Annotated in this window: 20 protein-coding genes; 9 read left to right on the top strand and 11 right to left on the bottom strand. The window is 39.7% G+C overall.

The genetic code is table 11. The features are described 5' to 3' along the window. Positions 1 to 121: 121 nt before the first annotated feature. The 3 genes from F902_RS03065 to ubiG are packed head-to-tail and all read right to left on the bottom strand — an operon-like array spanning position 122 to position 2,310. Entirely contained in the window at positions 122 to 868 is a 747-nt protein-coding gene (locus F902_RS03065; protein WP_004656765.1) for a YciK family oxidoreductase, read from the bottom strand. Between the two features lie 30 nt (positions 869 to 898). Beyond that, positions 899 to 1,597, bottom strand: a complete 699-nt coding sequence (locus F902_RS03060; protein WP_004801757.1) for an HAD family hydrolase — start codon at positions 1,595 to 1,597, stop codon at positions 899 to 901. Next, entirely contained in the window at positions 1,594 to 2,310 is a 717-nt protein-coding gene (gene ubiG, locus F902_RS03055; RefSeq protein ID WP_005200937.1) for a bifunctional 2-polyprenyl-6-hydroxyphenol methylase/3-demethylubiquinol 3-O-methyltransferase UbiG, read from the bottom strand. Before ubiG ends, F902_RS03060 begins: the two co-directional genes overlap by 4 nt. Positions 2,311 to 2,731: 421 nt before the next feature. Between ubiG and F902_RS03050 the strand changes: the two genes are divergently transcribed. Further along, positions 2,732 to 3,352: a thiol:disulfide interchange protein DsbA/DsbL gene (locus F902_RS03050; RefSeq protein WP_004801760.1), complete on the top strand. Its 621-nt coding sequence runs from the start codon at positions 2,732 to 2,734 to the stop codon at positions 3,350 to 3,352. A gap of 51 nt (positions 3,353 to 3,403) precedes the next feature. Here the strand turns inward: F902_RS03050 and F902_RS03045 are convergent, their stop codons facing one another. Both F902_RS03045 and F902_RS03040 read right to left on the bottom strand, forming a co-directional pair. Next, the gene (locus tag F902_RS03045) at positions 3,404 to 4,039 is read right to left on the bottom strand and encodes a TetR/AcrR family transcriptional regulator (RefSeq protein ID WP_004801761.1); all 636 of its coding nucleotides are present in this window, start codon (positions 4,037 to 4,039) and stop codon (positions 3,404 to 3,406) included. A 107-nt stretch (positions 4,040 to 4,146) separates the two neighbouring features. Next, positions 4,147 to 4,797, bottom strand: a complete 651-nt coding sequence (locus F902_RS03040) for a TetR family transcriptional regulator (RefSeq protein WP_004801762.1) — start codon at positions 4,795 to 4,797, stop codon at positions 4,147 to 4,149. Positions 4,798 to 5,109: 312 nt separating this feature from the next. Here F902_RS03040 and F902_RS03035 point away from each other — a divergent pair, with 312 nt between their 5' ends. From F902_RS03035 to F902_RS03020, 4 genes are all read left to right on the top strand, one after another. Next, entirely contained in the window at positions 5,110 to 6,135 is a 1,026-nt protein-coding gene (locus F902_RS03035; protein WP_005200933.1) for a flavin reductase family protein, read from the top strand. 33 nt (positions 6,136 to 6,168) lie between these two features. Next, entirely contained in the window at positions 6,169 to 7,311 is a 1,143-nt protein-coding gene (locus F902_RS03030; RefSeq protein WP_171061062.1) for a fatty acid desaturase family protein, read from the top strand. A gap of 108 nt (positions 7,312 to 7,419) precedes the next feature. Continuing rightward, positions 7,420 to 8,136, top strand: a complete 717-nt coding sequence (gene rph, locus F902_RS03025; protein WP_004801766.1) for a ribonuclease PH — start codon at positions 7,420 to 7,422, stop codon at positions 8,134 to 8,136. Between the two features lie 312 nt (positions 8,137 to 8,448). Next, positions 8,449 to 10,629 (top strand): phosphocholine-specific phospholipase C, encoded by a 2,181-nt coding sequence (locus F902_RS03020; protein WP_005200928.1) that lies wholly within the window; start codon positions 8,449 to 8,451, stop codon positions 10,627 to 10,629. A 64-nt stretch (positions 10,630 to 10,693) separates the two neighbouring features. On the opposite strand, the gene F902_RS23045 is transcribed toward F902_RS03020, so the two are convergent. Continuing rightward, positions 10,694 to 10,933: a hypothetical protein gene (locus F902_RS23045; protein ID WP_081400765.1), complete on the bottom strand. Its 240-nt coding sequence runs from the start codon at positions 10,931 to 10,933 to the stop codon at positions 10,694 to 10,696. 196 nt (positions 10,934 to 11,129) lie between these two features. Between F902_RS23045 and F902_RS03015 the strand changes: the two genes are divergently transcribed. After that, on the top strand, positions 11,130 to 11,315 hold the full coding sequence (locus tag F902_RS03015) for an ABZJ_00068 family colistin stress protein (protein ID WP_026057479.1): 186 nt from the start codon (positions 11,130 to 11,132) through the stop codon (positions 11,313 to 11,315). Here the strand turns inward: F902_RS03015 and nadC are convergent. Beyond that, a complete protein-coding gene (gene nadC / locus F902_RS03010) occupies positions 11,312 to 12,157 on the bottom strand; it encodes a carboxylating nicotinate-nucleotide diphosphorylase (RefSeq protein ID WP_005200926.1) in 846 nt (281 codons plus the stop codon). The genes F902_RS03015 and nadC overlap by 4 nt on opposite strands. A gap of 145 nt (positions 12,158 to 12,302) precedes the next feature. Between nadC and ampD the strand changes: the two genes are divergently transcribed. Beyond that, positions 12,303 to 12,896 carry a 1,6-anhydro-N-acetylmuramyl-L-alanine amidase AmpD gene (gene ampD / locus F902_RS03005; protein WP_005200923.1) on the top strand — a complete coding sequence of 198 codons (594 nt, stop codon included), beginning with the start codon at positions 12,303 to 12,305 and terminating at the stop codon, positions 12,894 to 12,896. A gap of 62 nt (positions 12,897 to 12,958) precedes the next feature. Then, the gene (gene murJ / locus F902_RS03000; protein WP_171061059.1) at positions 12,959 to 14,509 is read left to right on the top strand and encodes a murein biosynthesis integral membrane protein MurJ; all 1,551 of its coding nucleotides are present in this window, start codon (positions 12,959 to 12,961) and stop codon (positions 14,507 to 14,509) included. Positions 14,510 to 14,555: 46 nt separating this feature from the next. On the opposite strand, the gene F902_RS02995 is transcribed toward murJ, so the two are convergent. From F902_RS02995 to F902_RS02980, 4 genes are all read right to left on the bottom strand, one after another. Then, entirely contained in the window at positions 14,556 to 15,239 is a 684-nt protein-coding gene (locus F902_RS02995; RefSeq protein WP_005200920.1) for a BamJ family beta-barrel-assembly machinery protein, read from the bottom strand. 48 nt (positions 15,240 to 15,287) lie between these two features. Next, positions 15,288 to 15,995 (bottom strand): BamJ family beta-barrel-assembly machinery protein, encoded by a 708-nt coding sequence (locus tag F902_RS02990; protein ID WP_004801786.1) that lies wholly within the window; start codon positions 15,993 to 15,995, stop codon positions 15,288 to 15,290. A 206-nt stretch (positions 15,996 to 16,201) separates the two neighbouring features. Next, positions 16,202 to 18,322, bottom strand: coding sequence for a GNVR domain-containing protein (locus tag F902_RS02985; RefSeq protein ID WP_005200917.1), 2,121 nt, complete (start codon positions 18,320 to 18,322; stop codon positions 16,202 to 16,204). Between the two features lie 79 nt (positions 18,323 to 18,401). Then, entirely contained in the window at positions 18,402 to 19,502 is a 1,101-nt protein-coding gene (locus tag F902_RS02980; RefSeq protein WP_005200915.1) for a polysaccharide biosynthesis/export family protein, read from the bottom strand. A 521-nt stretch (positions 19,503 to 20,023) separates the two neighbouring features. On the opposite strand from F902_RS02980, the gene F902_RS02970 reads away from it, so the two are divergent. After that, on the top strand, positions 20,024 to 21,319 hold the full coding sequence (locus F902_RS02970; RefSeq protein WP_005200912.1) for an MATE family efflux transporter: 1,296 nt from the start codon (positions 20,024 to 20,026) through the stop codon (positions 21,317 to 21,319). Positions 21,320 to 21,325: the final 6 nt, after the last annotated feature.

Genomic DNA, 21,325 nt, shown 5'->3' with positions numbered 1-21,325 from the left:
GAAACTGTGAAGATCGATTCATTATTCCTTTAAAACAATGAAGATTTTTCACACATTTCTCTGAAAAAAGCAGTTTTAACGCCAGTGTCCAATGTTATTTAGAATTATTGTCAGGATGAAATTAAGCTTGAGCGTCAATACTTTGGCCATTCATATCTAAACTGTCATCGCCCATGAGGTACAGATAGGCGGGCATAATGCTGTCAGGTGTTGGCAAGACTTTTGGATCTTCCTCTGGATAGGCTTTGGCACGCATGGCGGTACGAGTCCCACCTGGGTTGATGCAGTTAAAACGAATGTTTGGGTAGGTATTTTCTGCGGCAAAGATTTTGCTCATGGCCTCAGTTGCAACTTTAGACACTGAATAAGCACCCCAAAGCGCACGTGCTTCACGGCCGACACTCGAACTGGTAAACACCACTGAGGCATGTTCAGATTTCTCTAGTAAAGGCAACAAGGCTTGAGTGAGGGCAAACGGTGCACGTAAATTTACTGCGAGTACATCATCCCAAACATCGACAGGATAATGTGCCAGTTCAACCCGATCGCCCAACATGCCTGCGTTATGCAAGATACCATCTAAACGACCAAACTGTTGCTCCAGTGTACTGACGAGCAACTCATAATCATGTGTTGATGCTGTTGACAGTTGTAGCGGCAAAATTGCCGGTTGTGGTGCGCCTAAGCCTTCAATTTCATCATAAATAACTTCAAGTTTATTCAAGGTGCGGCCATGTAATACAACGGTTGCACCATGCAGGGCATAACTCATCGCAGCAGCACGACCAATCCCATCACCAGCGCCTGTGATCAGGATAATACGATCTTTCAATAAATCTGGACGAGGTTGATATTCTGAGTATTTCATTGTTATGCCTCCTATTCTTATCTTAAAAATTTAATTCATCATACCCTGATTTTCTGACAAAACAGTGATTTTCTGTTTGATCAGCTGATGCAGTTCAGGAATGGTTTGAATAATGGCATCGGCTTGCCAAGCGGCAAGATCATCGCGTGATTCGACAGGCAAATAACCGTAAGCAGCCAAAATGGTGTACATGTCGGCATGACGACCTGCGTCAATATCGCGTGGATGATCACCGACATAGATAATCTCTTTCGCATCAAGCTCGAGTTGCTTTGCAGCCAAATACATCGGTTCTGGATCAGGTTTGGTTTTGCTGACATCTTCTGGGCAAACCAAGACAGCACAACGTTCAGTCAGATCCAGTTTTGCCAATAGAGACTCGCTTAGACCACGAGGTTTGTTGGTGACAATGCCCCACGGAATTTGATGTGCTTCCAGTTCTTCAAGTAATGGGTACATGCCGACAAATAGGTCGGTATCGACCACAATATTGTCACCATATACATCTAAAAAGCGTTGGCGATGCGCTAGAAATACAGGGTCTGTGACCTCTAATTCAGGATAAACCAACTTCACCATGGCACGAGCACCTTCCGATACTTGAGTACGAATGGTATCCGCATCAACTACTGGTCGTTGTTCATCGCGGCACATTTGTTGAATGATGCGAATGAAGTCTGCGGCAGTGTCAATTAATGTGCCATCTAGATCAAATAAAACCGCTTTCATTCAGCACCTGTATTGGTGGTATGCACCATGTAATTCACGTCAACATTTGGTGCTAACCAATAGTGTTTGGTAATTGGGTTGTAGTGCAAGCCTGTCATTTCTTTCAGCGTTAAACCTGCATTGCGAATATCATGCGCCATTTCTGAAGGGCGGATGAATTTATGATAATCATGCGTGCCTTTCGGCAATAAACGCAGCACATATTCCGCGCCAATAATCGCAAATAAATACGATTTAGGATTACGGTTAATGGTCGAGAAGAACACATGACCACCCGGTTTCACCAAGGTTTGGCAGGCTTTCACGATTGAAGCAGGATCAGGCACGTGTTCCATCATTTCCATACAGGTCACTACATCGTATTGACCTGCTTGCTCGAGTGCCAATTGCTCAACTGGGATTTGACGATATTCAATGTTTTGTACATTGTCTTGTTGTGCATGCAAACGACCGACAGCAAGGGGTGCTTCGCCCATATCGATGCCAAGGACATCTGCTCCGCGACGTGCCATGCTTTCAGCCAAGATGCCACCACCACAGCCGACATCCAGTACTTTTTTGCCAGCCAAACCACTGACACGTTCATCCACCCAGTTTAAACGTAAGGGATTGATTTGATGCAGTGGGCGGAATTCTGAATGTTGATCCCACCATTTGGCAGCCAATGCTTCAAATTTTGCGATTTCTTGTGGGTCAACATTCAATTGCGACATGGAAGTACCTCTATCAATATTTTATGGAGATGTTTTGTTGATCGAATCCTTAGAATATTAAACTCAGCAGTGTCTTGCTGAGTTCTCATCTCTCTTCAGGATAGACCTTCGGTTCGACCTACTTTTCTTTCGGGAAAAGTAGGCAAAACCATTGTCATCTGCAAAACCTGTTCACTTCTTGCATTTATCCAATCTATTGCAAAAACAATATATTGTAGATAGCCCGCAGGTTGCAGATGACGTTGTCGAGTATCTAGTTTCAGAGAATGTTTTGAGTCTGAATTTAGCCTAGTGTAGCGATTCTGGCAAAAAAAGCGATAAATCCAATAAAAAACTTCACAGAAGCAAAACGAATTGCTCGTGTTTGTTTTATATTTAGCATATAAACTTACGAAAAATGCTTAGAGGAAAAGCAAAGCCAATGAAAAAGTTAGTATTAGGTGGTTTGAGTGCAGTTGCGTTGGCATTCTCAATGAATGCGATGGCAGCAGATTTTGTGGCGGGTAAAGACTATACCGTGATTGCCAATCCGGGTAAGACATCAGCTCCTGCTGGTCAACTCGAAGTGCGTGAGTTCTTTTGGTACGGTTGCCCGCACTGTTTCAAGCTTGAGCCACATATGCAAACGTGGTTAAAACAAATTCCAAAAGATGTCTATTTCCTGCGTACGCCTGCGGCAATGAATAAAGTCTGGGAACAAGGTGCACGTGGTTATTACGTTTCAGAAGCACTGGGTGTACGCAAGAAGACCCATATTCCATTGTTCCATGCGATTCATGATGGCGGTCAGCAAATCTTTGACCAAGCCTCTCAAGCAAAATTCTTTGCGCGTTATGGTGTACCTGAGCAGAAATTTAACAGCATGTTTAACTCATTCCCAATTACGGCAAAAATTGCTGAGTCGAATAAATTGGCTCAGCAGTACCAGTTGACGGGTGTTCCTGCCGTTGTCGTGAATGGTAAATATGTGGTTCAAGGTGAAGACGGTAAAGTAACTCAAGTGGTTGATTATTTGCTAGAAAAAGAGCGTAAAGCCAAATAATTTACGTCGATCTGCAATAAAAAAGGACTGTAGTGACAGTCCTTTTTTTATTTAATTTTGGTCAATCTGTAGATCTTTTAAATCAATCTGAACTTTCTGTGTTGGTAGAGACAAAGCCTGATTCACATAAAGATTAATCAGCTTCTCACGCGAACCAATCGAGCGTTGGTAATAGCTTGAGTTTAATAATAATGCTGCACCGTAGGTCAAAGACCAGATATAAGACAGATAATCACGAATCGACATATCGTAATTCTGTGATTTTAAATATTTTTCAGTCATATCTTTCAATGAAACAATACGCTGCTGACGAATCGCATACAGCTCATCAAACAAATGTTTTAACTTCGACTCAGTCATGGTCAGATGTTCTTCTAGCTGATGCAGCAGAATGGTACGACTAGGTGAGGTTAGATGATAAAGCATATAACGCGGTGCGTATTCTTTGACATCGGTATTGTATTTATCTGAAATTTTTAAGATTTCTTTTTCATTTTGAATTATCAGTTCCAGCAACAGTTCATTCTTGCTACGGAAATGTTTGTATAGCGTACCTTTGGCAATATCCAGTTCCGCAACCAGTTCATCTAAGGTCATTTCTTGGTTGTTTTCTAATAATAGCTTTTCCGCAACCTGCAAAATTTTTTCTTTACGAATTAAGAACTGAGTATGACGATCAGGATTCATGATGCTTATAAGCTCCTCATAGTGTTCTGGACTGCGTTTGCATTAGTGTCTAATGCATCATAACGCTAAGCAATGCTTTTATATATCAAACTTTGGTTTGGATCAGGTCAAGCGTTTTGTGGTTCCCAGTTAGAAATGCCACTGAAGAGTAAACGGACTTGAGTCGCTGCATTGTCGATAAATAAGTTTTGTTGTTCGAGTAGATGATCAATCGTGAATTGTTTGGGTAAATTGATCCACGTCATTGCCCATGTAAACGACATATTAATCAAAATCGTAGATAAGACTTGCAAGTCTTTGGCTTCTTTAATGTGTTTGAAGGTTTCGAGTTTGCACAGATCAATGGCGAGGTCTTCAATTAGAAACTCAATTTCACGTGCGATCGCAATGCGGACTGTTTCTGAGCCGCCCCAACGTTCTGCAATCATAAACTGCCATTGTTGCGGGCTATGATTCACGGCCTGTACAAAAAGTTCAATACTGGTACGGGTTTTGGCACTGCCACTGTGTTTCAAATAACTTTGCCCTAATTGATGGATCAAGCTTTTTAAATGCAAAGAGACTTGATCAACCAGTTCTTGGCCCAGTGTGTCCATATCTTGGAAATGACGATAAAACGCTGTTGGGACTAAACCAACCTCGCGAGCAACTTCACGCAAACTAATACTACTAAATGAGCGCCCAGCAGTGCTGAGATGAAGTGCTGCATCTAGTAGAGCCTGCCGACTCTGTTGTTTTCGTTCATCTCTAATCGACATGAATAAGACTCGTTGAAACCGTACAGCAGAGTCTAGCAAAAAAAACAGAAACTTTTTAGTCCTTGTCCATTGCTAAATGCCAATGTTTTTGATCTTTAACTAATCAACGCTTGCTAGATATGAGTTCAAAGCCTGCGCAAATTTTAAATTTTTTCCTTATTTTAAATGGCTTATTAAAAAGTATAAAAAATATTCAAAAAATTAGTGAACAAGTGTTGACTCAGTGAACACAAATAAATATAGTGTACACATGTTCACTACACGAACATTTGTTCACTCAAAATAAATAGCCAGATACAAAACGAGGAACGTATGAACGCAGAGTTAAGTTATCAGCCACATTGGATTCGAGAAGATTTCGTTGATTTTATTTTGCAAAAAATAAAGCCAACTTTTGCTTGGAAACGCATTCTTGCAGAAGTGACTGCCGTACAGCCACTCAGCTCGGATATGGTGTTATTGACGATAAAGCCTAATCATAATTTTGATTATAGCCAAGTCCAAGCAGGTCATAGTGTTTTGATTACCTTGATGATCAATGGGGTATATCAACAACGTAGTTATTCAATTATTGATGTCACGCCACAGGGTGAAATTCGTCTTGGGATTAAAGTCCAAGGTGTGGTATCGAAAGCAGCACAACAATTGTGTGTAGGCGATCGTTTCGAGATCTCACAGGCACAAGGTGACTTCGTCTTACATCAAGGGCAGCAACCTGCATTACTGATTGCTTCAGGTTCAGGGATTACCGCGATTTATTCTTTATTGCAACAAGCACTACAACAGCAGCTTGAACAGATTCATGTGGTTTATTTTAACCGTGCCGAAGTATTGCATCAGGACATCTTGGCCTTGGCAGAGCAATATCCACAGTTGCACTATCATTTCTTTAATACCGCAGAGCAAAAACAGCATTTAGATGCAGCATTGTTAGAGAAATTAGTCCCAAATTTTAAAGAGATGCAAGCTTATGCCTGTGGTCACCACAGCATGATGCGCCAAGCGCAAGACATTTATACGCAACAGGATGCGGCTGGAAATTTTCATCAAGAGTTTTTCCAACCGATCCAAATTGAGCATTCAAGTGCAGCTCAACCGATTAGTTTCCGTCGTGCGCAACAGAATTTTATTGCAACGACCAATCTATTAAGTAGTGCAGAACAAGCAGGTTTACGTCCACAACATGGTTGCCGTATGGGTGTATGTAACCGCTGTAGCTGTACCAAAGTCAGTGGTGTGACGCAGAACGTGATCACAGGCGAAATTGATGATCAACCGAATCGTCCAATCAAGTTATGTGTGAGCCAGGCCTTAAGCCCAGTCACGATTGACCTATAAAAACAAAGATATTTGAGGATTAGCACAATGAATATGGCATTAGAATTTAAAACCGTATCAAAGTCAGCGCATTTAACCCCTGAACAAGTCGAAGAGTTTGGTCGCCGTGTCGAGCAAATACGTCTAGATGTGATGCAAAATCTCGGTGAGCAGGATTCAAAATATATCTATAAAGTGCGTAATTTCGTACGTTATACCGAAATCGCATCACGCGGTATGTTGATGTTCGGTGGCTGGATCCCACCCGTATGGTTGCTGGGGACAGCCATGCTGGGTGTGTCTAAAATCGTCGAGAACATGGAGCTTGGACATAATGTGATGCATGGTCAGTTTGACTGGTTGAATGACCCAAGCTTGCGTGGCGAAGACTACGACTGGGATAACACCTGTTCAGGCAATGACTGGCGCTTTACCCATAATTATATGCATCACACCTATACCAATATTGTCGGTAAAGACCATGATGTCGGTTATGGCATTTTACGAGTAACAGAAGATCAAAAATGGGAAGTGCGTCATTTGGCCAATATTCCGTTGGCTTTACAGTTGATGTTCTTTTTCCAATGGTATGTTGGGGTACAAAACCTGCATTTGGAAGATGCGTTGGTCTATAAAACCAAAACATGGAAACAGGTTTGGGCGGATGCATCAGATTTCCGTAAAAAAGCGACGCGTCAGGTGTTAAAGGACTATGTGTTTTTCCCTGCAATTGCAACGATTAACTTTATTCCAGTATTGGCTGGAAATGCAGTTGCAAACATCATACGTAATTTATGGTCATCTGCGGTGATTTTTAATGGTCACTTTACGGAAGATGCTGAAACCTTTGAAGCAGATAATACTGAGAATGAGACCAAAGCGCAGTGGTATCTGCGTCAGATCCGTGGTTCGAGTAACTTTACCGGTGGTAAATGGATGCACTTTATGAGTGGTAATTTGAGCCATCAAATTGAGCATCACTTGTTCCCAGATATGCCTGCTAATCGTTATGAGCAAGTTGCACCACAAATCAGAGCTTTATGTGCTGAATATGGCGTGAACTACAACGAAGCTAACTTTATGAAGCAGTTCTGGACGGTTTGGGTTCGTTTAGCAAGATGTTCTTTGCCAAATGATATGGCTGCACAAGTGGCTCAAACTTGGACGAATCTCAAATCGAAGTTTAAGTTTGCTTAAGCGATGACTAATTCTGTGAATTGTAACGAATAAGTAAAACTGGAAGCACGTGTAATTGAGATATACTATGGCGCAATGATATTTGTGCCATAGTTTTAAGGAATCGTTATGCGTATTGACCAAAGAACATTAGACCAATTACGTGAGGTCAAAATTACCCGTAACTTTACTCGTTACGCAGAAGGCTCAGTTTTGGTTGAGTTTGGTCATACTAAAGTGTTGTGTACCGCAAGCATTGAGAATTCAGTACCTCGTTTCTTGAAAGGTCAGGGACAAGGTTGGGTGACGGCTGAATATGGCATGTTACCGCGCTCAACGCATACTCGCAGTGATCGTGAAGCGGCACGCGGTAAGCAAACGGGCCGTACGCAAGAAATCCAACGTTTAATTGGTCGTAGCTTACGTGCCATGGTGGATTTGAAGAAATTAGGCGAGAACACCATTACGATTGACTGTGATGTGATTCAAGCTGATGGCGGAACACGTACAGCAGCAATTACAGGCGCAGCAGTGGCTTTGGTTGATGCGATGAACGTATTGCTTAGTAACAAGAAAATTAAACAGGATCCATTAAAAAGCTTAGTCGCAGCAATTTCTGTCGGGATGTATCAAGACGAAGTTTTACTCGATTTATGCTACGAAGAAGATTCAAATTGCCAAACCGATTTAAACGTGGTGATGACGCAGGCTGGTGAATTTATTGAAATTCAAGGAACGGCAGAAGACAAGCCGTTTACGCGCCAGCAGTGCAATGCCATGTTAGAGCTTGCAGAAAAAGGAATCGCAGAATTGATTCAGAAGCAACAGCAGGCACTCGGTTGGTAAGCTCCAGTTGATAGTGCGGGCGGTCTGGTTTTTTTAGACCGCCTTTTTTTTTATTCATTTTTTGTCATCGAATTGCGATCAAATCATCATCGAATTGTCATTTAGATTGTATTGACTATCTGCACTGATATTTAACGGATAGTCAAATGCGAAATTTCTTTTTAGCGTTGCTTAGTAGCAGTTGCTTGTTACTCAGTGCCTGTAACGACAGTGATGGCGATAATAATAATCCTACGCCAAGTCCAAAGCCGCCCACATCTACATGCAAAATTCACTGCGCGCCATAAACAAGAACAATAAGGAAATAAATCAATGAATCGTCGTGATTTTTTATTAAATTCAACCAAAGCTTTGTTTGGTACTGCAGCACTCACCAGTTTCCCAATGAGTATTCAAAAAGCACTTGCGATTGATGCCAAGGTAGAAACAGGCACCATTAAAGACGTTAAACATGTGGTGATTTTGACCCAAGAAAATCGTTCTTTTGATAATTATTTTGGGACGTTGAAAGGTGTACGTGGTTTTGGTGACCGTTTTACTATTCCTTTAAGCCAAGGTCGTAAAGTCTGGGAACAGTATGATGCCAACAAGAATAAGGTCTATCCATATCATTTAGACAGCAGTCGCGGCAATGCACAGCGTGTCAGCGGTACACCACACTCATGGACCGATGGTCAATATGCTTGGGATCATGGCCGTATGGGCAGTTGGGTGCAATACAAGCAACCGCAATCGATGGGCTATTACAAGCAACAAGAAGTTGAATTCCAGTTTGCCTTAGCCAATGCCTTTACCCTGTGTGATGCTTACCACTGCGCCATGCATACGGGAACCAACTCAAACCGTATGTTTATCTGGACGGGAACCAATGGCCCAACAGGCGCCAATGTTGCTAGTGTAGTCAATGATCTGGATGCGATTGGCCCATCGACCACAGGTTATGACTGGACCACCTATCCTGAGCGTTTGCAACAAGCTGGTGTCAGCTGGAAAGTGTATCAAAACATGCCTGACAACTTTACTGATAATCCATTAGCAGGATTTAAAAAGTATCGTCGTGCCAATGAGTTATCAGGCAAACCAGTCAATAACAGCACCATTTGCCCAGCCTATGATCCAGCAATTGATGCCAGTCAACCTTTGTATAAAGGCATTGCCAATACCATGCCAGATGGTGGTTTCTTAGGGACATTTAAAGAAGACATTGCTAAAGGGCAATTACCGCAAGTAAGTTGGTTAGTCGCACCTGCAACCTATAGTGAGCATCCAGGGCCATCAAGCCCAGTGCAGGGAGCATGGTATATCCAAGAAGTTCTCAATGCGCTGACTGAGCGTCCTGAGCTGTGGAGCCAAACCGTTTTCTTGATCAATTTTGACGAAAATGATGGCTTCTTTGACCATGTACCTTCGCCAAGTGCACCTTCAATGGATGCATCAGGCACGGTCTATGGCAAATCGACGCTCAGCAAAGAGCAAATGTCTTATGAATATGCGACACATGCTAAGGCTTCGAATGGGCAGCCTAATTTCACTGACCCAAAAGTGAGTAATGGAGTCGGAGTCTATGGACCGGGCATCCGTGTGCCGATGTATATCATTTCACCATGGAGTCGTGGTGGTTGGGTCAATTCCCAAGTGTTTGATCACTCTTCCGTGATCCGATTCTTGGAGCAATGTTTTGATGTGAAAGAGCCGAATATTAGTCCATACCGTCGTGCAGTGTGTGGTGACTTGACCTCAGCATTTAATTTTAAAACGCCAAACTTACTGCCTGTGCCAGATTTATCCGGTAAGAAGAGCAAAGCAGAGGCGGATGCGATTCGCAAAGCACAGGAGCGTTTATCTCAGGTCAGCCGTCCGCTTAGTCAGACCGATCCTGTGCAGGAGATGGGGATTCGCCCATCGCGTGCACTGCCTTATGTCCTGCATAGCAGTGCCAAAGTTGATGCTGTGGCTAAAACCGTGAAATTGATGTTCTCAAATACGGGCACACATGCGGCCGTGTTTCATGTCTATGACAAATTGAATTTAGAAGCAGTTCCACGTCGTTATATGGTGGAAGCAGGTAAGCAACTGGATGATGTTTGGCAGACTAAAGAGAATCGATATGATCTATGGGTATTGGGGCCAAATGGTTTCCATCGCAGCTTTACGGGTAATCTAACTCAAACCGCACAAATTCAAGCACTTCCAGAAATTCGTGTCTGTATGGAGGAGTGTGATCCAAAGATTTTCTTAAAAGTCCGCAATGATGCTACACAAACAGCAAAACTGGTGGTCAAAGCCAATGCCTACTTACCAAATAAGAGCTGGCAAATTGAAACGGCTGCGACTGAAAAAGAACTGAGCTGGGACATGACTGAGTTTGGGGGATGGTACGATTTTACCGTCACGATTGAAAATGATCCAAGCTATAGCCGTCGCTTTGCTGGACGTATTGAAACCAATGAGGACTCAATCTCTGATCCGTATATGGGCTTTTCAGGAAATTAAGGTTATTTGATATGAGCCTAAAGCAGTCTAAGTCAATCTTAGACTGCTTTTTATAGGTTGAAAATTATCTTAGTAAAAACCAGTAGATACATAGAAGTATCAATATGAGCAGCGTGATAAAACCGACGACAAATACTTCAGTGCTGTCAAAATCTACTCGTTGTCCAAGCCGGTAGCAACGTACAACTCCATAGCCAAGGCTACGAATTACACCTTCAAAAATAATCTCAAAAATTAGGTCAATGAATAGAAAACGGAACAGCTTAAACAGCACATGAAACACAGCTTCGAATATGGTATCCATACTTATTATTTTAATAAATTGAGCTGTTTAGCATTTTAAGCTTACATAGATTGAAATGAAAGCAGACATAAAGCCATCATGGTCAACACAACATTACCGAGAGTTTACATGCCTGTAACACAGCCCACTGATTTGACTCATTTTAATTTGATAGATTGAGCCAAATTGAAAGAAACAAGTTTAAGGGGAAATAATGATGCTACAAGTATTTTTGGTTTTACTCACTGCAGTAACATTCGTACTTATGGCGGCTGACCCTCGCCCAACTGATTCGACTGAAGCCAAATCAGCATGGCAAGTTGAAACGACACAATTGAATAAAGCAGAGGTTTTAGTAGAACAAAAGCCGCTGAAACAAGAAAAAGACCTTGATCAGGCTTAAGCGTTAAAACGCATGGATAAATCAACTGCGCGTACGTCTTTGGTCAATACGCCCATGGAAATGTAGTCTACGCCAGTGCTTGCCACTTCACGTAAATTCTCAATGGTAATATTACCAGAAGCCTCTAATTTACAACGACCTGCCACATGTTTGACCGCATCAATCATCTGTTGCTGGCTAAAGTTGTCCAACATGACAATATCAGCACCTGCTTCAAGTGCTTGATTGAGTTCATCCCACGTCTCAACTTCAACCTCTACAGGTTTACCTGGCGCAATGGTATGTGCTTTGGCAATTGCTTGAGCAATTCCACCCGCCGCCATAATGTGATTTTCTTTAATTAAGAATGCATCAAATAAACCTAAACGATGATTTTGACCACCGCCGATGGCAACCGCGTATTTTTGTGCAATACGTAAGCCGGGTAAGGTTTTACGGGTATCGAGTAGTTTGGTATGTAAACCTTCCAGTTGTTGCACATAGCTAGCCGTTTTGGTTGCCACAGCTGAGAGGGTTTGCACAAAGTTTAAAGCAGGGCGTTCTACGGTGAGTAAACTACGTGCAGAACCAGCAAGTTTTAAGAATGCTTCATTTGCCGCAACATGTTCGCCTTCTTGCTTGAGCCATGTGATTTGAACAGCGCTGTCATAGGCTTGAATTAACGCATTGACCCAAGGCTGACCCGCCAACACCATATCTTCACGTGTAATAATGGTTGCAGTGGCTTGTTCATCTTCAGGTGTGAGCATGGCGGTAATATCACCGTCCCCAATATCTTCTTGTAATGCTTGTTGAATATTGATTTGAATAGATTGTTCAAGCAAAGATTGAGGGATACTCATACCATTTCCAGTATATTTTTGACTAAAAAACTTGTGCGTTATATTAGCACTCTACTCATAAAAAATAAGTATTTCATCTCGATTATTCGTGATAAAGCATGTCAGAATGGGCAAGATAAATATTAAATTGCTGATTCGAGTCACCATGCAACAATCTAGATTTACTCAAGTTCAAGATGGGATATTGGCTGGCGCAACACAAATTTCATCGCCAAATTTTAATGCCCGACCTACAGATACCGATATTCAACTAATTGTTATTCATAATATTAGTTTACCACCCTCACAGTTTGGTGGTGGTTATATTCAACAATTCTTTCAGAATCAGCTGGATTGGTCATTACATCCTTACTTCCAAACCATTGAGGGAATGAAGGTTTCAGCGCATCTATTGATTTTGCGTACAGGTGAAGTGATTCAGTTTGTGAATTTTAATGACCGTTCGTGGCATGCAGGCCGTTCTAGCTATTTGGCATTGAAAGAATGTAATGATTATTCGATTGGAATAGAGCTAGAAGGAAGTGATGATCTACCTTTCGAAGCTGAGCAATATCAAGCATTGGTTGAAGTCGTGAATAGTTTACGCCAAGCATATCCAAAAATTCAAAATCATATTGCAGGCCATTCCGACATTGCGCCAAAACGGAAAACCGATCCTGGCTTATATTTTGATTGGCAATTGTTTCGGAACCTATTGTCCCAGCAAAAATTCGCCCAAAAAACATCGTTGGATTTATAATTTCACAACGAAATCTATTCGGACTTTCATTACAATAACGCTTTTTAAAATATAAGCCGTAGGTGAATGCGATGGCATTGTGGCGATCGACTGTAATTGTCAGTGCAATGACGATGTTATCTCGAGTGTTGGGGCTGGTACGTGATGTGGTGCTACTCAATGTATTTGGTGCAGGTAAGGACTTCGATACCTTCGTTGTTGCCTTTCGTATTCCCAACTTTTTCCGACGCTTATTTGCGGAAGGGGCTTTTTCTCAGGCTTTCATTCCTGTTCTGACCGAATATAAGACCAGTCGTGCCCATGCTGAAGTCCAGATTCTGATTAGTCGGGTGTTTGGCTGTTTGCTTACAGCGATGTCCTTATTGACCTTTGTCGCTATGGTGGCTGCCCCAGCGATTATTTATCTGTATGCGCCTGGTTTCCATAACGATCCTGAAAAATTCGATCTCGCCGTGGATATGTTCCGTCTGACTATTCCATATTTGATGTTTATGTCATTGACGGCTTTTGCCAGCAGTATCCTCAACAGCTATGGTTCATTTGCTTCACCTGCATTTTCTCCTGTATTACTCAATGTGGCGATGATTGCAGGGGCGTGGTGGTTAACGCCGTATATGGCGGAGCCAATTATGGCGTTGGGCTGGGCTGTGGTTGCTGCGGGTGTTTTACAGCTGGCGATTCAGATCCCTGAATTATGGAAAAAGAACTTATTGATTCCACCTAAAGTGGACTTCAAACACGAAGGGGTGGATCGTATTTTAAAACTGATGCTGCCAGCCTTGTTTGGGGTGTCAGTGACTCAGATTAACTTATTGCTCAATACAATCTGGGCATCATTCATGCAAGATGGCTCGGTGTCATGGCTATACAGTGCCGAGCGAATGACTGAGTTGCCATTGGGATTGATTGGTGTGGCGATTGGTACGGTGATTTTACCTTCGCTTTCTGCACGTCATGCAGAGCAAGATCAAGCCAAATTTAGAGGCATGATAGATTGGGCTGCCAAGATTATTATGTTGGTTGGTATTCCCGCAAGTATTGCGTTATTTATGCTGTCCACACCGATTATTCAGGCCTTGTTCCAGCGTGGTGAATTTACTGTAGAAGATACGCGAATGACGGCATTAGCCCTGCAATGTATGAGTGCAGGTGTGATTTCATTTATGTTGATCAAAGTATTTGCGCCAGGCTTTTATGCACAACAAGATACTAAAACCCCGGTTCGTGTCGGCTTAATGGCAGTGGCAGCCAATGCCATTCTAAACGTAGTCTTTATTGGCTTTTTTAAGTTAATCGATTGGCATGCTGAGCATATGGCGCTCGCACTAGCATCTTCGGGTTCAGCTTTAGTCAATGCAGGTATGCTGTATTTCTATTTGCATAAACGTAATATCTATCGTTTTGGGACACATTGGAAAAAACTGGCATTGCAATATGCAGTTGCCAATATTGCCATGATTGCTGCGCTTTGGTATGGCTTAACCTGGTACCAAGGCGATATTTCACAATGGCTACGTATTGCTGAAGTGATTGGCTTGTGTGTCATTGGTGTCGTTGCCTATGCTGTAGCATTGTTGGCTACGGGTTTCCGACCAAGACATTTAAAAGCTTAAATTAGATTCAATTAAAAAATTAAACCCTCCAAATGGAGGGTTTTTATTATTTCACTTCAAGTAATTCAATATCGAAAATTAAAGTACTGTTTGGTCCTATTGCATCGCCCGAACCGACATCACCATAGGCAAGATTTGCTGGAATAAAGAAACGTGTTTTGCCACCTTCTTTCATGGTTTGAACACCTTCAGTCCAACCCGCAATCACTTGGCTAAGCTTGAATTCAAGAGGGTGGTTGCGTGCGATTGAACTGTCGAACACCGTTCCATCGAGCAAGCGGCCTTCATAGTTTACTTTAACCATTGATGTCGCTTTCGGTGATTTACCTTGGCCTTGTTGTAATACTTGGTACTGTAGGCCTGATTTCGTGGTCACGATATCTGCTTTCTTGCCATTTTCAGCTAAAAAGGCTTTGCCTGCTTGATCATTTTTTTGTGCTTGTTCTTGAAACTCAACCAGCTGTTTGGCTTCAAGGCGTTTTTTATATTGATTGAGTACAGTCGCCATTTCCTCATCGGTTAAAGATGCTGTTTTACCTTGAATAGCTTCTTGTAAGCCTTGTACAAAAGTTTCGATATTTAAGTCTTTTAAAGTCTCGGCATTGCCTCTGCCCATGAGATAACCGTAGCTATATCCGAGTTGATCTTTTTGTGGGCTTTTTTGTGTAATTGATGCTGCTTGAACCGTTCCGATGGTTGAAGCAATTAAAATGAGACCTAATCTTTTCATTATTTCTTCCAAAAAATAAAGGAGAGCATAGGCTCTCCTTAAGATCATTTACTTAACAGCGATTAATTCTACATCAAAAATTAATGTGCTATTCGGTGGGATCGAACCAGGAACACCTTGTTCACCGTAACCTAAGTTTGCAGGAATATAAAGTGTTGCTTTACCACCTTCTTTCATCAGCTGTAAACCTTCAGTCCAGCCTGGAATCACTTGATTCAGTGGGAATTCAATTGGCTCGCCACGGTCATAAGAGCTATCAAAGACTTTACCATCAGCAAGTTGACCTTTGTAGTGAACTTTCACAACAGAAGTTGCGGCAGGCTGTTTACCTGTACCTTCTTTAGTGATTTTATATTGCAAGCCTGAAGCGGTGGTTTTCACACCTTCTTTTTTCGCATTTTCTGCTAAAAAGCTGTTGTTGGTCGCTTCGACTTTTTTGGTCTCATTCGCTTGCTTTTGTTGCAGCTCTTTTTGAAACTCGACATAAGCCGCTTGTAACTCTTCTTCTGTGTAGGCTGCTGGTTTTTGTGCATGTCCGTCACGGAAACCAGTAATAAATGCACTGGTTTCTAATTCTGGTGGGGTTTGTTTTGCAACTTCATAACCTAATGCATAACTGATTTTTGCCACAGGTGCTGCATTTTTGTCAGCCTTGGCGCCAAACTCAGTGGTTGGATTTTTAGTAGCGTAGTAAATAGGAACGAGCGCTGCACCGCCTAAAACAGCTGCGACAACGAAAGGTAAAGCTTTACTCATGAGATGTCCCAAAGCGAGATTTTAATAAAAAATATGCCGTTGATCTTAGCATGTATAGGCTTAGGCATTGAATAATAAACAGCAAAAATGCATGGATTTTTTGTATGAGGATTGAGTCATTTATGAAATCAATGAGCATTCTTGTTGAAATAAAAAAACCAGAGAATTTATAGCCCTCTGGTTTCTTTTATTCAATATTAGAGCAATTATTTGCTGGTCTGATATTGATACTGAGTAATTTGATAGCTCGGGATCTGATCGAGAATAAGACCATCAATCTCAAGCCCAGCATTCACAAAATAAGATTTTGCGAGTTCAATATCTTTCAGTTGTGTCTGACCATATTGCACTAAACACAGATTAAAACCTGTAAATTGAGCAAGGTTTAAACTATCCGAGGTTGCAAGTACGGGTGCTGAACTGATCAAGATGTAGTCATATTGATTACTGATCTGTTGCATTAACTGTGCAAAAATTGATTGATGTGAACTAATAGAAGCCTCATCATTGCTTTGTCCACGGCCAATTAGACTCAAATTCGGATAAGTTGTATTCACGATAATTTGATCTAGGTTGGCTTGTCCGTGTAAATATTCAGATAAGCCTACCTTTGCAGTGCTATTGAAAAGTTGATCGAGTTGACCACGATAAAGATCACTGTCAATGACTAAGACTTTTTGTCCAGCTTGACTGAGATAAAGTGCCAAATGTTGAGCAATGATACCTTGATTTTGATCAGGCGTTACACTTGTTATGAGTGCAACATTATGCTGTTTTTGCTGTAACTTAAAACGTAAAGTCGGGATAAATGTCTTGAGTGCGCGTAACTCAGGAGCAGTTTTATGTTTCGCTTTAGGCAATTCAACATAAGTGTTAATTCCGACAGCCTGTTCAATTTCACCGCGATGACGTACGCCTGTTTGTAACATATTACGCATTAGAGCAATAAGTACACCTATAAATCCTCCAACCAAAATTGAAAGAATTAAGATAATTAATTTAAGAGGTTTAATTGGTTTGGTTGGTTCTACGGGATAATCTAATACCCGTAAAGTTCCCGTTTCACCAGCTTTCGATAAGCTTAAAGACTGGTACGTTCCTAATAGGTTAGTATATAGTTGAGTCTGTACTTGTACATCTCGATAATATTGTAAATATTGGCTTTGTGTATTTGGTAGTTTTTTTAATGCACCATTTAACTCATTAATTTTTTTATTAAATACACTAATTTGGGCATTAATTTCTTGCATCATTGGGTGTTGTGCAGTGTATTGTGCCGCCAACTCAGCCTTTTTTTGTTCCAACTGAACTTTTTGTGTTTCAAGCTCAACACTTTGTTTTAAATAAAGCCCAGCTTCTTGTTGAATATCAATAGTGCCATGTGTTTCACGGAAAGTATTAAATTTTTTTTCTGTTTCTTCCAACTCTTGCTTCAGCTTTGGTAATTGATGATTTAAAAAGTTTAAAGATTTTTCTTTTTCTGCAGACTTTGTCGCCAGATTTTGTTCTTGGTAAGTTTCTATAATGTGATTTAACACTTTCATGATGTGGGCTTTGTCTGTCCCATCATAATTGATTGTGATAATTCCTGTTTGCTTTGTAAGCTCAACGGCCTTTAAGTTTTGTAAAATGGCTTTAACTGCTGTAAGTGTTGATTGCTTTTGTACAATGTATTGCCCTTTAATAGGTTGCTTACTTGAAATATTAATGTTCCAAGTTAAGCCTAAGGGGGTAGAGGCTGTTCGTTGATTTAAGGTGCCTTGAAATACTTCTAAACCTGTTTTTACAGAAATCAGGCTAAAATTTTGCCCAGAGAAAGCCAAAATCAGATTTTGATCTAAATATTGTGCTGGAACATCAAATTTATGAATTGAAAACTCTGCTTTATGGTTTTTAACTTTTATTTGATCAACTAAATAATTAGTATAAAAATTGTTTGGATTAAAAAGATTTTGAAAAAAAGATTGGTCTGGTTGAATTTGGAGATCAAGATTCAGATCCTGAATCGCCTTTCCCAAAATTGAACGAGACTGTAAAACTTCAATTTCAGTTTGAATCGATTGCTGACCACCACCAAGATTAATACCAGCGAAGCTACCCAAAGAGGCTAATTGTGGACTTAAATTTGCTAAGCTACTCTGTTTATTATCAACTATTTGAATTTTTGCATCAACAGAATAAGTTTTTTTTGCAAGTTTAAGGTAAACCCCTGCACAGACGATAGCAAGTACAGTACAAAAAATGATAAGTTTCCATTGGACAATAAGAGTATAAAATAGTTCTCTAAGGTCAATTGTATCATCAGTCATTTGTGTATTTTGATTCATAAGGAAACAACTATCTAAAATTTTAAAGTAACAGTCTGGTGCCTGTGCTATTTAAATAGCTAAATTGGCAGGTTTATATTCACTTACCTAATTGATCAAAACTATAAAGTGCATTTGAGAATGGTATAATTTGGTTGACCATACGTTGCCAACGGGTTAAGCCTGTCGCATCAATATAAACAATATCATTTCTTTGCATTTTAAATTGATTGGCTAAAGCAAGATTACCTAAACTGCTTAAATTTAAGTGATAAAGAGTTGAATGCCGATCAGCTAAATTAGTACGTAGTATATAAATACGTGCCGCACTAGCCGAGTATGGGTTAATCCCTTCACTTTCACCAAGAACATCACTTAAAGTCATTCCTTGGTCACGTAAAGGCAAAGCCTGACTTTTACTTGACTCTCCCATTACATACAGCTTTTGGTTTTGTTTGGTATTAACGAAAATGGTATCATTTGGTCGTATCAATAATTTATGGAGTGAAAAGCCTTTTTTCTCTAAATCAACTAGATTTAAGTTATAAGAGATACCCTGCCGAATAAGTTGAATTGCTGTATTGTCACCTGTTTCGGGGTTAACTCCACCAGCCATACTGAGTGCCGTGTATAAGCTGATCGGTTGATCTTTTAGCGTATATTGCCCACTTTTCATGACTTGCCCGTTTACAAAGTAACGATTGCCCTCATACGATAATACTCTAACAATAACATCTGGTGTTTTAAGATAATGAGCAAAAGAATTTCTTAAATTTTTATTGAGTTCAAGAACAGTTTGACCGGCCGCATGCACTTTACCAATGAGTGGTAAATATAGATTTCCATTGCTATCAATCGAGTACCCAGATGCCTGAATGTTATTTGAATCTTGAAGAGTTGGTGGTGTGATTTCTGGGTAGGCCCACAGTTGGATTGAAAGTACATCTCCCGAACTTAAACGGTATGGAGTAGATTGAGAGTGAAATAAAGACGCTAAATCTGAGCTATCTGAATTTTCCGTGTAAAGGGGCATTTGAAGGTTTGCTTGAGTTAATTGAACTACAGAAACCTCAGCTCCTTGTTCTGTCTTATAGTGGCCTTTCTCAGGGATATCATAAGTTTGAAGTCCTGAGGTAACAGCGCATCCTGAAAGACTTAAAATGCATGTAGATAATAAAAATGAGGCGCTCTTAAACTTCACAGCTTAACCCTTCGTTTGTAATTTTGAATCAGATTCTTGCGGAATTGTAGACTATAATTAAAACGAGATATAGTTTTTTTTAAATATTAGAGCATATAGTTAAAAAATGAGCTTTTTAAGGGTTGTTATATTCCGTATAATAACGAGAGTATATCCTCTAGATAGACTCATGAAGATTTGTTATCACTACAATGTATCAAACTTATGATATTGAAATGATTTTGTTTTTTGCATGATGTTGATGATTATTGTAAAATTAATTTTTAAGCATGATCCCGATAGTTTAGATCATGTAAAGAGTAAAAAACTTCAATGTATTGGCAATAAAATGTTGTTAAATATTGAAGTGAAAAATATTTATGATGGTAATTATATCGTGAGATTGATAACAATTGAAAGATTAATAAAACATCAATTCAAAAAGCGGAGAGGGGCAGAAGTGATTAAGTTGATGCTGTCGGTTTAATAGATTTGATATTTGCAATAAATACAGTGCTACAGTGGTTTAATAGAGTTGAAAAATGCAATTTCTGAAATTAATGATTAATAAGTTCAAAAATAGAATATTTACGAACTCAATTTGGATGATGTCAGAAAAGCTAGTATCAATTTTTGGACTGATATTTGTTACATCATTTGTAGCGAAATATATAGGTCCTGAAAACTTTGGGAAATTAACTTTAGCTAGTTCAGTTTTTGCCACCATACAAATTGTAGCAATGTTTGGTTCGGAAAATATAATTTTTCAAAAAACTGCAAAAGATAGAAAGTTTGGTGAATATATTATTAGTGCGACAAAGCTAACACGAGATTTTATATATATTACTCTGTCATTGATTACTTTAATATATATATATATAGCGACAGATTCATTAACTTTTATTTTCTCATTGGCTACAAGTTTAGCAGTATATTTTGCAGTTCATGATGTCTATAGTATCTATTTTAATGCAATATTAGAATCCAAAATAAATGCATTTTGTAATATTTTGGCGCTGATCACATCTTTGTTGATTAGATATTTTATAGCTAAATTTCAATTAGCGATTGAGTTATTGTGTGTCCCAATTGTTATAATTACACTGCTTCCATTTTTGTTGAGAAAATTTATTTTTAATAGAAGGAGGGTTATAAAAAAAGAGATAAACAATGAACGATTAAAAAAATATAGGCGGTTTATGTTGTCTGTTGGGGGAAAGTTATTTTTATTTTCATTATCAGTTGCTTTTTTTTCTAGGAGTTCTCAATTAGCTTTAGGAATAAAGTCGCAGTATGAGCTAGGTCTTTTTACGGTGGTAATGACACTTGGTGGAAGTTTTTATTTCGTTTTACTAGCAGTGATTTCTTCATATTTTACTAAAATTTATCAAGAAGTTAATTTAGAAAAAACTCAAAAAATGGTTGCTTTTTTAAGTGTAATTATAATTTGTATATCAACTTTTTTTATATCTTTCTTTGGTCTGTTTGGTGGGAAAGTAGTTAATTTTTTATATGGAAAAGAGTTTTTAGTAAGTAACGAAATTTTAATACTAGCGGTTGTATTAACGATGTTTTCTGGATTGTCAACAATTGCTGAACGATATCTTTTAAAGTTTAATGCATATGATTATCTTAAAAAGAAAACATTGTATTCAATGGCACTTAATATAATTTTGACTATCATATTTGTGTATTATTGGGGGTTGATGGGTGCAATGCTAGCAATGTTAATTTCTGAGGTAATAGCGAGTACGGTTCTAAATTACTTTTATAAAAATGGAATAATTTTTAAAATGCACAAAATGATTTTTTCTCCTTTAATTTATCGGAAATATTAAGTTGAA

The sequence above is a fragment of the Acinetobacter higginsii genome, from assembly GCF_000369525.1.
In the GTDB taxonomy this organism is placed as follows: domain Bacteria; phylum Pseudomonadota; class Gammaproteobacteria; order Pseudomonadales; family Moraxellaceae; genus Acinetobacter; species Acinetobacter higginsii.
This window is presented reverse-complemented; position numbering and strand designations above follow the sequence as displayed.

Excerpts from the sequence above, each read along its gene's own strand:
- F902_RS03040 (WP_004801762.1), bottom strand. The coding sequence starts at position 4,797 with ATGTCGATTAGAGATGAACGAAAACAACAGAGTCGGCAGGCTCTACTA.
- F902_RS03045 (WP_004801761.1), bottom strand. The coding sequence starts at position 4,039 with ATGAATCCTGATCGTCATACTCAGTTCTTAATTCGTAAAGAAAAAATT.
- F902_RS03060 (WP_004801757.1), bottom strand. The coding sequence starts at position 1,597 with ATGAAAGCGGTTTTATTTGATCTAGATGGCACATTAATTGACACTGCC.
- F902_RS23045 (WP_081400765.1), bottom strand. The coding sequence starts at position 10,933 with ATGGATACCATATTCGAAGCTGTGTTTCATGTGCTGTTTAAGCTGTTC.
- nadC (WP_005200926.1), bottom strand. The coding sequence starts at position 12,157 with ATGAGTATCCCTCAATCTTTGCTTGAACAATCTATTCAAATCAATATT.
- F902_RS02970 (WP_005200912.1), top strand. The coding sequence starts at position 20,024 with ATGCAATTTCTGAAATTAATGATTAATAAGTTCAAAAATAGAATATTT.
- F902_RS03020 (WP_005200928.1), top strand. The coding sequence starts at position 8,449 with ATGAATCGTCGTGATTTTTTATTAAATTCAACCAAAGCTTTGTTTGGT.
- ubiG (WP_005200937.1), bottom strand. The coding sequence starts at position 2,310 with ATGTCGCAATTGAATGTTGACCCACAAGAAATCGCAAAATTTGAAGCA.
- F902_RS03035 (WP_005200933.1), top strand. The coding sequence starts at position 5,110 with ATGAACGCAGAGTTAAGTTATCAGCCACATTGGATTCGAGAAGATTTC.
- ampD (WP_005200923.1), top strand. The coding sequence starts at position 12,303 with ATGCAACAATCTAGATTTACTCAAGTTCAAGATGGGATATTGGCTGGC.
- F902_RS02995 (WP_005200920.1), bottom strand. The coding sequence starts at position 15,239 with ATGAAAAGATTAGGTCTCATTTTAATTGCTTCAACCATCGGAACGGTT.
- F902_RS03050 (WP_004801760.1), top strand. The coding sequence starts at position 2,732 with ATGAAAAAGTTAGTATTAGGTGGTTTGAGTGCAGTTGCGTTGGCATTC.
- F902_RS03065 (WP_004656765.1), bottom strand. The coding sequence starts at position 868 with ATGAAATACTCAGAATATCAACCTCGTCCAGATTTATTGAAAGATCGT.
- F902_RS03015 (WP_026057479.1), top strand. The coding sequence starts at position 11,130 with ATGCTACAAGTATTTTTGGTTTTACTCACTGCAGTAACATTCGTACTT.
- F902_RS02990 (WP_004801786.1), bottom strand. The coding sequence starts at position 15,995 with ATGAGTAAAGCTTTACCTTTCGTTGTCGCAGCTGTTTTAGGCGGTGCA.
- F902_RS03030 (WP_171061062.1), top strand. The coding sequence starts at position 6,169 with ATGGCATTAGAATTTAAAACCGTATCAAAGTCAGCGCATTTAACCCCT.
- rph (WP_004801766.1), top strand. The coding sequence starts at position 7,420 with ATGCGTATTGACCAAAGAACATTAGACCAATTACGTGAGGTCAAAATT.
- F902_RS02985 (WP_005200917.1), bottom strand. The coding sequence starts at position 18,322 with ATGAATCAAAATACACAAATGACTGATGATACAATTGACCTTAGAGAA.